Annotated in this window: 21 protein-coding genes; 12 read left to right on the forward strand and 9 right to left on the reverse strand. The window is 44.7% G+C overall.

Translation table 11 applies throughout. The features are described 5' to 3' along the window. The 3 genes from FC652_RS11850 to FC652_RS11865 all read right to left on the reverse strand — a co-directional run. Window positions 1–173 (reverse strand): NUDIX domain-containing protein (locus tag FC652_RS11850; protein WP_176298736.1); only part of this gene is annotated, 173 nt, incomplete at its 3' end. A 138-nt stretch (window positions 174–311) separates the two neighbouring features. Beyond that, window positions 312–809 carry a DUF2867 domain-containing protein gene (locus FC652_RS11855; RefSeq protein WP_176298737.1) on the reverse strand — a complete coding sequence of 166 codons (498 nt, stop codon included), beginning with the start codon at window positions 807–809 and terminating at the stop codon, window positions 312–314. Window positions 810–944: 135 nt separating this feature from the next. Next, window positions 945–1,184, reverse strand: coding sequence for a hypothetical protein (locus FC652_RS11865; protein ID WP_176298738.1), 240 nt, complete (start codon window positions 1,182–1,184; stop codon window positions 945–947). Window positions 1,185–1,187: 3 nt separating this feature from the next. Between FC652_RS11865 and FC652_RS11870 the strand changes: the two genes are divergently transcribed. From FC652_RS11870 to FC652_RS11890, 5 genes are all read left to right on the forward strand, one after another. Beyond that, complete coding sequence (locus tag FC652_RS11870) at window positions 1,188–1,724, forward strand: site-specific integrase (protein ID WP_255199162.1); 537 nt, start codon at window positions 1,188–1,190, stop codon at window positions 1,722–1,724. A gap of 274 nt (window positions 1,725–1,998) precedes the next feature. After that, on the forward strand, window positions 1,999–2,235 hold the full coding sequence (locus FC652_RS11875) for an AlpA family transcriptional regulator (RefSeq protein WP_011080322.1): 237 nt from the start codon (window positions 1,999–2,001) through the stop codon (window positions 2,233–2,235). Further along, window positions 2,228–2,479, forward strand: a complete 252-nt coding sequence (locus FC652_RS11880) for a hypothetical protein (protein ID WP_085761036.1) — start codon at window positions 2,228–2,230, stop codon at window positions 2,477–2,479. Before FC652_RS11875 ends, FC652_RS11880 begins: the two co-directional genes overlap by 8 nt. Beyond that, the gene (locus FC652_RS11885) at window positions 2,476–4,020 is read left to right on the forward strand and encodes a replication endonuclease (protein ID WP_176298739.1); all 1,545 of its coding nucleotides are present in this window, start codon (window positions 2,476–2,478) and stop codon (window positions 4,018–4,020) included. Before FC652_RS11880 ends, FC652_RS11885 begins: the two co-directional genes overlap by 4 nt. Before the next feature lie 121 nt (window positions 4,021–4,141). Next, window positions 4,142–4,966 (forward strand): restriction endonuclease, encoded by an 825-nt coding sequence (locus FC652_RS11890; RefSeq protein WP_176298740.1) that lies wholly within the window; start codon window positions 4,142–4,144, stop codon window positions 4,964–4,966. A 409-nt stretch (window positions 4,967–5,375) separates the two neighbouring features. On the opposite strand, the gene FC652_RS11895 is transcribed toward FC652_RS11890, so the two are convergent. Both FC652_RS11895 and FC652_RS11900 read right to left on the reverse strand, forming a co-directional pair. Next, a complete protein-coding gene (locus FC652_RS11895; RefSeq protein WP_217904601.1) occupies window positions 5,376–5,666 on the reverse strand; it encodes a hypothetical protein in 291 nt (96 codons plus the stop codon). 131 nt (window positions 5,667–5,797) lie between these two features. Continuing rightward, window positions 5,798–6,616, reverse strand: a complete 819-nt coding sequence (locus FC652_RS11900) for a tol-pal system YbgF family protein (protein WP_176298742.1) — start codon at window positions 6,614–6,616, stop codon at window positions 5,798–5,800. Between the two features lie 558 nt (window positions 6,617–7,174). Between FC652_RS11900 and FC652_RS11905 the strand changes: the two genes are divergently transcribed. The 4 genes from FC652_RS11905 to FC652_RS11920 all read left to right on the forward strand — a co-directional run bounded on the left by FC652_RS11905 (window position 7,175) and on the right by FC652_RS11920 (window position 9,129). Further along, window positions 7,175–7,639: a DUF2846 domain-containing protein gene (locus tag FC652_RS11905; RefSeq protein ID WP_176298743.1), complete on the forward strand. Its 465-nt coding sequence runs from the start codon at window positions 7,175–7,177 to the stop codon at window positions 7,637–7,639. A 171-nt stretch (window positions 7,640–7,810) separates the two neighbouring features. Further along, window positions 7,811–8,458, forward strand: coding sequence for a glutathione S-transferase family protein (locus FC652_RS11910; RefSeq protein ID WP_176298744.1), 648 nt, complete (start codon window positions 7,811–7,813; stop codon window positions 8,456–8,458). Window positions 8,459–8,471: 13 nt separating this feature from the next. Next, on the forward strand, window positions 8,472–8,789 hold the full coding sequence (locus FC652_RS11915; RefSeq protein ID WP_176298745.1) for a YceK/YidQ family lipoprotein: 318 nt from the start codon (window positions 8,472–8,474) through the stop codon (window positions 8,787–8,789). Between the two features lie 202 nt (window positions 8,790–8,991). Then, on the forward strand, window positions 8,992–9,129 hold the full coding sequence (locus FC652_RS11920) for a hypothetical protein (RefSeq protein ID WP_011080522.1): 138 nt from the start codon (window positions 8,992–8,994) through the stop codon (window positions 9,127–9,129). A gap of 84 nt (window positions 9,130–9,213) precedes the next feature. Here FC652_RS11920 and FC652_RS11925 read toward each other — a convergent pair whose 3' ends face one another. Beyond that, complete coding sequence (locus FC652_RS11925; protein WP_176298746.1) at window positions 9,214–9,849, reverse strand: outer membrane beta-barrel protein; 636 nt, start codon at window positions 9,847–9,849, stop codon at window positions 9,214–9,216. 241 nt (window positions 9,850–10,090) lie between these two features. On the opposite strand from FC652_RS11925, the gene FC652_RS11930 reads away from it, so the two are divergent. Next, complete coding sequence (locus FC652_RS11930) at window positions 10,091–10,471, forward strand: VOC family protein (protein WP_176298747.1); 381 nt, start codon at window positions 10,091–10,093, stop codon at window positions 10,469–10,471. 93 nt (window positions 10,472–10,564) lie between these two features. Here FC652_RS11930 and FC652_RS11935 read toward each other — a convergent pair whose 3' ends face one another. Beyond that, a complete protein-coding gene (locus FC652_RS11935; RefSeq protein WP_176298748.1) occupies window positions 10,565–11,053 on the reverse strand; it encodes a hypothetical protein in 489 nt (162 codons plus the stop codon). Window positions 11,054–11,393: 340 nt separating this feature from the next. On the opposite strand from FC652_RS11935, the gene FC652_RS11940 reads away from it, so the two are divergent. Both FC652_RS11940 and FC652_RS11945 read left to right on the forward strand, forming a co-directional pair. Further along, the gene (locus FC652_RS11940) at window positions 11,394–11,597 is read left to right on the forward strand and encodes a DUF1289 domain-containing protein (RefSeq protein ID WP_158123322.1); all 204 of its coding nucleotides are present in this window, start codon (window positions 11,394–11,396) and stop codon (window positions 11,595–11,597) included. Window positions 11,598–11,702: 105 nt separating this feature from the next. Continuing rightward, window positions 11,703–12,095: an ATP-binding protein gene (locus FC652_RS11945; protein WP_108654313.1), complete on the forward strand. Its 393-nt coding sequence runs from the start codon at window positions 11,703–11,705 to the stop codon at window positions 12,093–12,095. 1 nt (window position 12,096) lies between these two features. On the opposite strand, the gene FC652_RS11950 is transcribed toward FC652_RS11945, so the two are convergent. Together FC652_RS11950 and FC652_RS11955 are read right to left on the reverse strand one after the other, a co-directional pair. Then, window positions 12,097–12,738 (reverse strand): sugar transferase, encoded by a 642-nt coding sequence (locus tag FC652_RS11950; RefSeq protein WP_176298749.1) that lies wholly within the window; start codon window positions 12,736–12,738, stop codon window positions 12,097–12,099. Next, window positions 12,735–13,955, reverse strand: coding sequence for a glycosyltransferase family 2 protein (locus tag FC652_RS11955; protein ID WP_255199163.1), 1,221 nt, complete (start codon window positions 13,953–13,955; stop codon window positions 12,735–12,737). The genes FC652_RS11950 and FC652_RS11955 overlap by 4 nt, the downstream gene beginning before the upstream one ends. Between the last annotated feature and the right edge of the window lie 15 nt (window positions 13,956–13,970).

The raw sequence follows: 13,970 nt of genomic DNA on the forward strand, positions 1-13,970 counted from the left end.
TCTTCTTTCAGCTCTCTAAGCGCACAATCCTCTGGCGTTTCGTTCCCTTCACGACCGCCACCAGGTAAATCCCAGCAATTCGGATATGAAATGGAAGAAATATTATCTCTTTTATAGGTAAGAATTTGCTCGTTACAATGAACAACTAATTTGCATCCCTTAAAATGTTGCACACTGTCTCTCCTAAGATTGCTAACGCCGCGTTAAGGGGCGCAGGCACGCAATACAAAAGTGACCGCATCACACCTTAACCACTAAACCCAACGCAAACCAAAAATGCCACGCGTGCCAAGTCCCTCTTTAACGCTTTGTTATGCCTGTGCCAAAGTTTTCAATGAGCTTGGGACAATAACTTTATGGAGAGGCGCTACGACAAGCATGTATGCTTTGCCAAACAAGTTGTGGACATGCACTACCGTTGTCGCATGAACAGTGACTTTGTCACCTTTCACGTCCAGCAGAAACGACACTCTCACATCAAGATGCTTATCGCAGTCCTCAAGAACAATTTCATGCTCTTCGTTACTTACGAGCGTGAAAATACCTATCCGATCGCCCACTTTGACATTATCTACAACGGCCTCCAAAGTGGCATCCTGAAATCGACCTAAATGCTTCAGGCCAAACATGGATACAATACGGTTTCTCATTTCCATTAAGATAGAAACCCAGCGCGGTGTTTGCTTGGCGATTTCAAGATAAACATCGAAAGCTGTCTGATTCGTGTATGGGATCTCGCGAGAAAAACTGTCAGCAAAATAAGAGCCTTGCGCGTAATCATAAAGCTTGGAATGCTTTGGGATAGTCATGTATTTCTCCTAAAAGGCATAACGCCCGCTTAAGTGGTGAGCAACGCAATGCGATGCTTCCGCATACCACCTAAATCACTAAATTTACCGCAAATCACAAATGCCACGCGTTGCGAATCCGTCTTGAAGCGTTTGTTATGTTTGTTTCTCGGCTTCGATTACTTCCTCCGAGCAATCTTTTACTAAAACAAACTTATAACCACCAAACGACTTCCCAACACAACTTTTAATTATAAAAAACGATACACTTACCACCGCAAGATAAGACACAACGCTAGCGACATTGTTGGATGCATCAGCCGATAAACCAATGCCAAGAGCAATCCCCACGCCAAGCATTCCGCCTGCAAACCCTACAAACAATCCAATCAACATAGTTTGCCAAGTTATGCTCCACCACAACAAAGATACGGTAAGCGCGCCCAAAGGCTGGTGTCACAGCGCTATGTGGATTTCTTAGAGCCGTTGATTGTACTGGCACTCAATACAGGTATGCGCAAAGGCGAAATGTTGTCGCTTAAGTGGTCACACATCAACATGGAAGACAGGTATTTGACCATTCGCTCTGAGAATGCCAAATCGAAAAACAAACGCACCATTCCACTCAATAACACGGTGTATACCATGTTACAGGCTTGGCATGAGCAAAATCCGGATACCGAATTGGTGTTTGAGCGAAATGGCAAACCGCTCGACTCTTATCAGTACCAGTGGGAGTCGTTACTCAAAGAAGCAGGAATAGAGAATTTCCGTTTTCACGACTTGCGCCACCATTTCGCCAGTAAGTTGGTGATGAAAGAAGCGGATTTGAACGTGGTTCGTGAATTGTTGGGCCATGCGGATTTAAAAATGACGCTGCGCTATGCGCATCTGGCTCCTGAACATAAGGCCAGTGCGGTGAATCTCATCGGTTAAATGCGTGATGATTTTTAGAATGTTGCTCTATTGGATTGGGTATCTGTAGGGATTTTATTTAGAAACATTGTGAACATGATTTAGAAAAACGTCTGCAATCCGCAATCTATTTGGTTTTTTATGCTGACATAGTGCTTTTGGGAGCCCCAAAAAGGGTGTTTTGTGATTGGCTTAACAAATCGAAACACGCGATTCTAAATCCGATTTCAAATCCCTTTTTTAAACTGTGTAGTTTCAATGTCACTTCCTAAACAACAAAGTAGGTGACACACATATGAAAACACTTGATAAACGTGCATACACAGAGCAAGAAACCTCGATTTACATTGGCATGAGCCGTTCTTTCTTACGTCAAGCCCGTATGGAAGGGCAGCGTAAAAATCGTACTCTCGCGCCACCGTTCATTAAAATTGGTCGTGCGGTTCGCTACCTCAAAGAAGACTTAGACGCATGGCTTGATAGCCAAACCAAACTTAACCACCTTTCTCAAGGAGGGTGGCTGCATGGTTAATTTAACACCGGAGCAAATCACGCTACTGAAATGGATGAGAGCAGGGCGCACCTTTGAGGTGTGCTCGGATTACTGTCCCCATAATGGCGATGTGCAACCGAAATCCCTTTTACCGATACAGGTGCATCACAAAACCATCCATAAACTGATGAAAGAGGGGCTTATCCACTATACCCCACAACAGTTCAACGGTTTGCGTTGGGATGTCTTTTCCATCACTGAAAAAGGGAAGGGCATTCGATGAGCACACTCGACCTTTCTTGCATTGACCGTGACGACAGAGCCTTTGTTCAGCAAAGGCTTTTGCCATTTCCGGACGTCATTCAGCGTTTGCTACTTAAAGAATATTTGAGCTATCCGACCAAGTTTGAACGCAATACCTACCTTAGAACTGCGGTGGAGGCGATTGCGGCCAAGTTGTCGCTGCCGATTGGCAAAATCACGCTCGACGTCAGTGAAGAAGACTTGCGCGCAAAAGCCAAAATGAACGCTGCGGAAGTGTTGGAGCGCCGCCGCCGTTTTCGTAATGACGAACGCGCCTTGAGCGTGCTGCGTGAGTTTGTCGCCCAAAAAGGGTTAACGCCCTATGAGGGGCAATATTCACTTAGAGGTGAAGTAGCTCGATACAGTGACCGCAAATGGTGGCTGCGAGGATTGCGCAAGGCGTTACGACGTAACATCGAGCTGGTGTTGCATCACCTCAACCAAGTGAACAAACACAAAAGCCTCTATTGCTCGATGCCCACACTGATGGCAAGGCGTCAGCAGAAAGCCTATCAAAAGGCGTATCTCGAAAACACCATCGCCACCAATGAGCTAGGTCAGTCGTTCTCTTTACTGGAACTGTCACAAAAAGGCGTTTCCGACCCAACCATTCGCAAAGGCGAGCTGATGGTCAGAGCCAGAGGCTTTGAAGACTTAGCCAAAGAGCTCGGTCATGTAGCAACCTTTCTCACCATTACTTGTCCGTCAAAGTACCATCGCAGTTACTCCACATCGGGACAGGTGAACCCCAAATGGGCAGGGCATACCCCGCTGGACGGGCAAACTTACCTTAACGACATCTGGAAACTGATGCGCTCAATGCTCAACCGTTTGGGCGTGCGTTTCTACGGTTTTCGTGTAGCAGAGCCGCAACATGACGGTACACCGCACTGGCATTTGCTGCTGTTTGTTGAGCCCAAACACTATGACCTGATGGTGCAAACCATGCGTGATTACGCCATGCGCGAAGATGGGGAGGAAAAGGGCGCAACGGAGCATCGTTTTACCGAAGTCAAAATCGACCCCGCCAAAGGCAGTGCTACCGGATACATTGCCAAATACATCTCGAAAAACATTGACGGAAGTGATCTTGATTGTGGTGTCTATGGGGAAGACCCGAAAGACGCCGCCGCAAGAGTGGACGCATGGGCTTCATGTTGGGGTATCCGCCAGTTTCAACAGCTCGGCGGCTGCTCTGTGACGGTATGGCGAGAGCTGCGCCGCCTCAAAGAAATGCAAGATTTACCCGTAGTGGCAAAAGAGATTGTGGAAGCGGCAGATAAAGGCGACTGGAAGCGATTCACGCAGCGCATGGGCGGTGTGTTCAGTACACGCAAAGCGCAAGTGTTTAAGCCGCACTATGCGTTTTCAATCGACACGGAGACCGGCGTTATCAAAACCACGTTGTACTGTGCCAGTGAGCTGGTTAGAGCGTTGAAAGGGGTTGCCATTGAAGGGCGTGAAATCATCACTCGTCTGTTTAAGTGGCGCATCGAATCTAACATGCGTCACGCTTTTTAACTTGGAGTTCTGTGAATAACTGTATTTATGAAGTCCAAAAAGAGAAGTGAGCGATAAATCAAAGTAAGAACACCGTTGATATGGTCTAATGCTCATATTAAATCAATCAAATCAAGACAGTATGGCAAGAAAGAACGATGGGCTGCTATGGCATCTTATGGATGCCCCTTGGTGGGTAAGTGTGCTTTTCGCAGCAATAGCCTACATTGGCTTGAGCTTTGTGCTACCTGCTTTAGCCATGAGCTCAGAAAATTTTATTTTTAACTCTGTTGCGCCAAATCTGCCGATACTCGCGCCCTATGTCGCGTTTACTCTACTTATTCCGGCTCCTGTTGCACTCTTCAAGCAATTAAGCAGACAGCGCCAGTATTCTACAACAACCAATGAAATAGCCAGCCAAGGTACGACCGCCGCTCTAAACAACCTGTCGTGGTTAGAATTTGAAAGCTATATCGGCGAGTTCTTCAAACAACAGGGCTACGAAGTCAAACAAGCCTTTTCGCAAAAGCCGGATGGGGGCGTGGACATCTGGATGAGAAAAGACGGCCAATTAACGCTCGTTCAGTGCAAACACTGGAAGGCTCGCAAGGTGGGGATCCAAATCTTACGCGAAATGTACGCCGTGATGATAGAACACAATGCCAGCAAAATGATTGTAGTGACTTCGGGCGACTTTACCTCAGAGGCAATCAAGTATGCGCTCGATAAACGGCTGTGGCTAATCAATGGTGGTGAGCTGGTTCATATGATTGAACAAGTGCGCAATCGTCCAGCAGAGCAAGCCGTGGAAGTGACACCACCCAAAAGCGCCACTCCGCTTTGTCCAAGTTGTCATGCGCCATTGATCATGCGCACCGCGAAAAGAGGGCAGAACAAAGGCAATCAGTTTTACGGCTGCTCTTCTTACCCTCGATGTCGGTATACCAAGGATATCAGTGCGGCGTAATGGGTGAGAGGGTGTCGTCTAGCAAGTGTTTGCCCCAAAACGTGTTTAGCCGAGCGTCGCAAATGAGCGAATAGAAGATCTTTGGTCTTTATATTGAGAAGCACTGCAATTGAATATTTACCATGATTCCATTGCTCAGCTTTTTGTCGCATTGGCGCCGGCAACTAAAGAGGGGCTTCTGGACTCTCCCTGCGCCCCTAAAATCACGCTTAATCTTCAAATAATCGATTGATGTGAACATAAACGGCGACATAGGCCATGTATGGCTTAACCCGTCCTTCATTTTTCATGTGAAACCAATTGCTACTAAGTTATTTATTTTCGGGCGTGATAAAAGGGGGGGCGCCTGTTGGTTTTTTTCAATGCTGCAAGTTGCAAGAGACGATCCCACTTATCACTTTCATGTAATCTATTCACCGCTACCTTTAAGCTCTTGCTGATAGTGGACCCACTGCTGTTCAACGATTTCACGGAAGGCTTTGTCTTGTTCTATAGGATGGATATCGAAATCCTTCAGCGTGCCTTGGTACAAGGTTTCACCGCCATCCACTTCTGCTCGTAAAGCCTTCGCAAACACCTGCTCTGGACCTGCAAATTGACCTAATAACGCTAAGGCGTACGCCTTGTTGCCAATATAGATACCAGAGGCATGCTCGCGAATCGCCAATTCAAATTTTTCTAAGGCTTGATTGAGGAGCATGTTAGCTCCGTCAAAATCATTATTCTGCATTAGTGGCTTACTCTGGCATAGCAAGGTAAACCCAACTTGATTAAGAGCCATAGCAACCTGCTCTCGCAAAGCCGGCGTTTGGTCGTCACCCACGTAAGCGATTAAACGTAAGCGATTAAGTCATTGTAGGTTTGGATGGCTTGCTCAGACTGATTTAGCTGGCCTTGGGCTAGGCCTTTAGCAAATAACGCTCTGCAGGCGAATTCTTTCAATCTTGGATCAGTATTAGATCCGATATAACCCAATACCTTTTCAAAAGCTGAAAGTGCAGAGTCGTAGTTTTTGTCATTAAAATCTTCACGTGCTTTATCAAAAATAGTTTGCACATGAATAAGCTTTCCTTGGATTTCTTGTTGCTCGTGGAGCTTTTCAAAGTTAGTCGAATGCTTTTCTAGCTCGTCTTTGAAATTTTGTTCTTGTGCTTCAAGAAGACTCCGACTTTCTGTTTTGATGTACTTTTGCGCTTCTTTTTTTGCTTCTGCAACCGCACGATTTTTAGCCGTAAAACCTAAAAAGATAGCAGCAACTGTAATGATAGTGCCAAAAACAGTCAGGATGAGACCCCACATATTGGTATTCCAACTAACGTCGCCAATCCTACGGTCATAAGACGCCAGTTCTTTAGCTTGGTTTTCAGTCTGTGCGGTTAGCTTTTCTTTCACTTCAACAAGCTGAACTTGCAGCCTATTTAGCTCTGCCTCGACATTTTTTAAATCGCTTCTGCTTACATTCTGTAGCTGTAACGTCGCTTCAAGTTTTGCGCTTTTAGCTTGCAGCTCGATAAGCTGACCAATCAGCCACGATTGGTCTACTACTGTTTGAGATTGTATTGCGGCTTGATTAGCTGCATCAGAAGCAAAACATGTTGAGGGGCTGAGCAATCCGATAGAGAACGTCAAAAATAAAATTACATAGCGCAAGACGAGCATCCTTGTCCGACTACTGATACATTGAAAAAGCGTTAAACGCGCAAAATACGCAGCTCCAATATACAGTAGTTAGGTTTCTTTAAGTCATTGAATTATATAGTTGGTGCATTGACTAAAACAAGCAGTTTTTAGTCTCTAAAAAACCAATAGGTAATCATGGGGTCCATATTAACGAGGTAAGTTGGGCTTTCTTATCATTCTTGTCAGGTGGCGTGTTTTCGCTACTTACCTGACCAATGTAGTTTAAAAAGTAGCATTAAAGAGCCGCTTCTGGCACTGAGCCGTCCTTTCGGCTCAAACTCATTTCTGTCCATAAATTAGTTAGTTGAAGAGATAAATTGCAATGCTACATATGCACTACACATAAGAATGGATTTATCTGTATGATTTGGTTTAAGTTATTGTAATTATGTATATAATTGTTTTTGTCATATCCCCTTAACGCAGCGTTATAGCGCTATATGAGTCGCAATCCTGACAGATCAATTAATCTCTAAATATTCATGCGTAGTATGGTTTGCTTGGTTTTATTATGTATAGGTCAATTTGATGAAAAATAAACTAATTTTATGCTCTGTACTTTTGTTGGGGTTATCAGGTTGTGCGTCTGTGCCTACAGCTGATAGCTCAATATCTAATCAGGCAAAAGCATTTGAAGCACCCACAACAGGTAATGCAGGTATTTATATTTATCGTGAAGATACATTAGTTGGTGCGGCACTAAAGAAATATGTTTACGTAGATGATGAATGTATTGGTGAAACGGCCCCAGGTGTTTTCTTTTACCATGAAGTTGAGGGCAATAAAGAACACAAGATAAGTACTGAATCTGAGTTTTCTGAAAATGATTTGACTATCTATACAGAGGAAGGACGAAACTATTTTATTAATCAATTTATTAAAATGGGCGTATTTGTAGGTGGGGCAGGGTTAGAGCAAGTGGATGAAAACAAGGGTAAAGCAGAAGTTCTTAAAGTTGATATGGCACAAAAAGGAAACTGTACTGTCAAGTGATTATGTGGCAGCGCTATAACAAACGCCTCAAGAGGGACTGTCAAAGCGTGGCGTTAACAGTCCCATTTAGACGCAGTGGTTAGCGTTATTGTTTTGCGCTTTTGGTCATGCGTTACCAGCCCCTTAAGGGGGCGTTTGAGCATCCGCTAGTTTCTAGATAAGGAGTCAATTTTGTTTAAACTCTACTATTATCCGAACAATGCGAGCCTAGCTCCTCATTTCTTGCTTCACCACCTAAATGCAAGGTATGAGTTAGTGTTGGTCGATAAAAAATTGAACTCACAGAAATCGGCAGATTATCTTAGGCTCAATCCAGCAGGTCGCATACCTACGTTAGTTATCAATGACCAGCCAATTTTTGAAAGCCCTGCGATTTGTATTCATATCTGTGAATTGCACCCAGACTCAACGTTAATGCCCTCTGTTGGTGACTCAAAGCGACCTTTGTTTTATCAATGGTTAGCTTTTCTTAATAATACGCTGCAAGCAGAACTCATGGTTCGCTATTATCCACACCGACATACCAACGATGAAGCTAGCATCCCCAATGTTGTGTCTGCGCAAGATGACAGGATTGCTGATGCATTATCAATTATCGACAACCAACTAGCGCACCAAGAGTATTTACTTGGCGATACGCTCACAGCATGTGATTACTTCTTATTTATGCTCGCTCTTTGGTCGTTACCAATAGAAAGGTCACCACTGACTTTCAAGCACCTAGCGGCGTACTTGAAGCGACTTTGCTTAAATCCAACGATTCAGGCGGTTTGTGACATTGAAGGTATAGATATTACCCCTTTTAAATCATACTCATAACTAGGCGGTTGTTATGAAATTAGTTAACATACTTATTTTGGTCATTCTACTTTCAGGTTGCTCTTCAATTGTAGCACGCAGTAATGGCGGTGAGTTTGGTCATCCTTTTTCAGGTCCAATACAATCAATTCTACTTCAACCGTGTGGGTTTGTAGCTTCTGGTGCTGGATGGTTTATTCCATATCCATTGGTTTTAGCTGATATACCGATATCACTAGTGACTGATGTGGTTCTACTTCCTATTGATTTGGTCATGATGTCAAGCGCCGGACCCGCATATAGTAATATCCAGTATTACCCTGCATCGGACTGTATGTTTGGCGGCCAATAAACATAATTGAAGCCAGCTTTTTTCATTTTCAGCTATCTACGCCCCAGAACTCATCCTATAATTAGCGTGCATATGGAGGATGTTTAATATTTAAACATCCTCTATTTTTTGAAACCGCCAACATGGAGTCGATTCGTTTGTGAGTCGATATTGTTAAATGCTTACCGGGAAGGTGATTTAAATTACAACCGAGGTTCTTAAGATGACTATTAATAAGTACTTTGTATTTGTTCCACAAGCAGTTGAACAAACTCAGGAAAAGGAAAATAAAGTGGTAACAGATAAGGAAACTCAACGTCAGGCATTAGTAAAGCAAGCTCAGCAGGAAGGCGGGCTATAACGGCTAGGTTTCATAACGAGAGAGCACCCATCGAGGTGCTCTTTTTTTGTCTGTCGCGTGCGAAGAGTGCGTTGGATCTTGCCGCTAAAAAGCAAATTTTACCGCGGTTTGCCCATTAAACTGTTCAGAATCTCGGTAGGTATTGTAACCGGCAGAAACTTCAAGAGAGAAGGTTGAGCCAAACATAAACTGTCCAGTAAGTTTGTAGTCATTCATCACATCTTGGTCAAGATAAGAAATTCGATATCTTGGCGTGAGAGCAAAGAATGGGGCGAGCTGAAAGCTGACGCCAAGATCGGCAGCCGGGCCAAACTCTCGAAACCTCGCAGAACCTTCACGGGAGCTGTATTCACGCTCTACGTCGTATTTACTGACACCAAGTGTGTAGAAAAGCGAAGTGGTATTGAAATTATTGTAACCGCCTAAGCCAGCAAACGAGCTGGAGATGTCGGTATTTCCTGATGTGGTACCTTCAAACTCGTATTTGACATAAGCATCCATGGTAACGGGTGAATAGCTACCAGTGAAGTTAACACCAAAAAGATCTCTTGAGCCTTTACCATCGAACTCAGAGCCTAGAAATGATCCTAGACTGTCATTTTTCTGCTCGCTGTATTGCAGACCGACACCGATGTAAGAGTATTTGCCAAAAGAGTTTGCGTGTGCAGCTGCGCTAAGAGTCAGTAGCAGTGCTACTGTGGTCAATGTTTTTATTTTCATTGTACTTTCTATTAAGATGGTGAATCGAGAAGGCGACCTTAACAATTAATAAAACGATGTTCAATTGCAATATTCATAGCGAGCGTAATTGTTCTAAGCAGCGCTTTGTTGATGATTATATTAGTTTAAGTGAAAGTATGAATGTAATAGGCGGGATGCTCATTCTTAAGACGTCGAAAACTGGCAATTAGGCCCTCATCGACTAGTGTTATGGCGAACATAACAACGTGTAGGAGGCAGAATGGATAAGAATCCCATTGGTTGGTTTGAGATCTATGTTGATGATGTAGAGAGAGCCAAGCATTTTTATCAATCGGTTTTTCAAGTCACTTTTGAACAAATGCTGGATCCGACAGGAGCAGATATAGAAATGTGGTTCTTCCCATCGGATATGGAAAGCTATGGCGCAAGTGGAGCATTAGTGAAAATGGACGGCGTTAGCGCCGGAGCTGGCGGTACGCTGGTGTACTTTTCTTGTGAAGACTGTGCGGTTGAACAGGAGAGAGCAACGCAACACGGTGGCGTTGTCGTTCAAGCGAAAATGGCCATCGGCGAGTACGGCTTTATCTCGTTAGTGCAGGATTCAGAAGGCAATATGATCGGCTTACATTCTATGCAGTAGTGGAATTATTTTGCGTTCTCTTTAAATAGAAAAGGCATCTAACAAGATGCCTTTTTGTCTTTGTGATTCGTTTATTGACGAATAAGGCGTCGCTTAAACACCTGCACGTTTAAGTAGGCCGGCCATAAGCGCAGAGCTTGAGCGCGCTTGTTTGCCTTTGCCTTGTAGGGATTTTGCTAGTGAGACGTTATCAATGCTCTTAGCAATGTACGCCATTGAGTTGTACAAATCCGTTGCGGATTTGATCTTTGACTTGTCATTCATAGGCGCAAGCAGTTGCACCATCTGAGTACCACTCATCTGTTTCTCTGTTGCGTATTCCTCAACGGCATCCAAAAGAAGATCAAGGTCGACCATGGCTTCTGCGCTTTCGATACCTTGTTTTTTCATCTCTTTTTGGTTGCGTCGACGCATTTGCTTAATGATGAAAGCAGGCTTGTTGAGCTTTTTGAAGCCGAAATAGCCGATCAGCGCGACAACCGCGATACCGCCAATCACATAACCCCAAACTGAACCTGCAGATTCAACAACAGGTTGAACAGTTTCTACTGCGTATTCAACGGTAGTAGGTGCATCAGACATAAAATTTACCTTTGAAAATGGCTTCTAAAATGAAGCGTAATACTAAATCTGGCTAGCGAAGCACCGCATTGCGGTGAATCAAAAATCGTTGGATAAGCTACTTTTACTCAAGTAGACAATGCATTTGTTTTATCTCGCTTGCACATGTTATTGGGGCCACATACTGAAATACAAGGCATGAGGAGACGCTATCTTTTAAAGTGCAGCCATTGATCACACTTTTATTGAGCATTGAGACAGTATTTGAGCAATGGCTTAGTTCGAACTGGTGGATGAAAAAGACGTGGTGCCAAAATTGAACGATACTTTAGTGAGGTTTTGCAATTGAGGTGGCGCGCATATGGAAGAGCGACGATTCGATAATCCATGCATTCGGCACTGTTGTTTGAATGAGGAAGATGTCTGTTTAGGTTGCGGTCGACACCTAAACGAGATCTTAGGCTGGACGCAATCGAACGCAGCACAACAGCAGGAAATATTGGCGCGCAGCCAAGCGCGTTTAGCCGCACTGAAGGCGCGCGTTTATCTCCATCACCCCAAATGAACTTCACAGCGGTACGCTCTCTGCTTGTTAACGAGAATACCGCGACAAAAACTGATAATATGTCCGCCTTATGCTTTATTTCTACTCTCTGTATCTCTAGTCGCTATGTCTCAACAAGCCAAATTGACACTCATTCGCGGATTACCTGGTTCTGGTAAAAGTACGCTGGCGCAACAACTCGCGAAGCAAACGCACGCCGTTCATCTCGAGACAGACATGTATTTTGTCGATCAGCTAGGCCGCTATCAATTTGACCCAACGCGCTTAGAGCAAGCCCATCGTTGGTGTTTAAACAAAGTGTGCCAATACCTCAAACAGGGCAGAGCGGTGATTGTGAGCAATACCTTTGTTCAGCACTGGGAAATGAAGCCCTACTTGCGTTTTGCAGAGCGTCATGGATTCAGCGTGGCGATTCTTGTCTGTACGGGTGAATATGGCTCGATTCATGATGTGCCAGCACAGACGATAGAAAAGATGCGTCAGCGCTGGCAAAACTAGCTCAACGACCTCGTCCATCTACCATCACAATGATGGTTTTGACGATAATGGCTATGTCTGTTTGGAGCCAATTAGAGAAGGAATTGAGGCTCAACGCATAGCTATGATCAAACCCCACTTTTCGGCGCACATCTTCAATACTGGTGTCGTAGCCTTGATTGATTTGTGCAAGCCCTGTTATTCCGGGTAAGACCCCATAGGTGCGATCGGCAAAATAGGGTATCTCTTGTTCAAGGCGCTGATAAAAATCGGGTCTCTCAGGTCTTGGGCCAATCAGAGACATCTCACCTTTTAAAACATTAAATAGCTGTGGCAATTCATCTAGGCGCGTTTTGCGTAAAAATCGGCCCACAGGGGTAATTCTTGGGTCGTTTTCCGTTGCCCACACTGCGCCAGAGCGTGATTCTGCATCGCAGTACATGGTGCGAAACTTCATGATCTCGAACAGTTCCATTTTCTCGGGGGTCGAGCGTCCGACACGCAACTGTTTATAGATGATGTTGCCTTTCGAGGTGATTTTAATAGCCATCGCGATCAGCGGGAAGAGCGGAAGCGTGATGAGCAGTGCCAATAACGCGAAGAGGATGTCAAACAGACGTTTTGCTCGGAAGATATTTGATTCAAACAAGCCATAGTGTTTCATAACTGTTCTCCATTTTGATTGATGCGTGACCACTGGCCATTTTCCTTGCCAAGCAAATAACGAAGACCACCGGTGAGGTTGGCAAAATGGCCAACGACAAGATAGTGAATCAGGTTTACCGGTTTAAGTTGCTTGCTTTTTGGCCAATAGTAACCAATAAGCGCAGTACCATAGAGTGCCCATTGAGCAGTAAGCATCAGCGCAAAGAAAAAGTAGTGGCTAAGCAGCAGTGAGCTTAACAGGCACAAAAGCATTAGATACGGTGTCAGCAGTCGCAGCCCTTTCCCTGAAAACAAGGTGAAAGCCGTCCCACCAAATTTAGGGTTCAATAGTGAGGCAAGTTGAATCAACTGCTGCATGTTTCCCGCAGAAATGCGCAGACGGCGAGCAAAGTCTTGTTGAGTGGAACTTGCTTCGAGCTCAATCGCAACCATCCTTGTTTCATAGTCTGCCTTGTGTCCTTTCTTAACAATTAACATTGGTAGGACAAAGTCATCATTAATGGTATTGAGTGCAAGTGGCGTAAACAGTTCGGTTCTGAACAGGTAGAAAGCACCATGCGAGCCGATGCTGGAGCCGATTGATGCTTCAGTGGCTTTGATTTGAGTTTGGTAACGCCAATACGCTTCTTCCGATGATCCACCGTTACACAACATGCGGTAGCAAGCATTTACCACACCGGTTTTAGGGTCATCAAAATGTGCTGCCGCGAGCAAGAGGGAATCCACTGATATCAAAGCCGAAACATCACTGATCGCCGTAATGTCGCTACAAATTGACGCCATTTCATGATTAATGACCGCAACCTTTCCTCGGTTAATCGGGTGGTCGTGAATCTCAAACAGAACTTCAGAACAGATGGCTTCTTGGATCGTATCTTGCGCAATCTCTACGGTATTATCACAGCATCCGTCGCACGCGATCACCACTTTCAGTTTATCTGTAGGGTAATCTAACGCGGCAAGATTGCGTATTTTTTCAGCTATCCATGCGGCTTCATTGTAAGCGGGCACTAAAACGGTAATAGTGGGCAAATCAGCATCACCCAGCTGATCTCGATAGTGTCGCTGGCTTTTGGATTCAATGTGAGCGCTAAACCCCGTCGATTGCTGTTGTTGGCGTTTTGCCAGCCATTTGAGCAAGAGCGGGTAACCGGCATGGTGATAAACAATCAGCACCGAGGAGATGACAAAGGTGAGTAGCAAAGTTAACTCCATCGTGTTCATCGAACC

The organism is Vibrio sp. 05-20-BW147 (assembly GCF_013369385.1).
GTDB lineage: Bacteria > Pseudomonadota > Gammaproteobacteria > Enterobacterales > Vibrionaceae > Vibrio > Vibrio floridensis.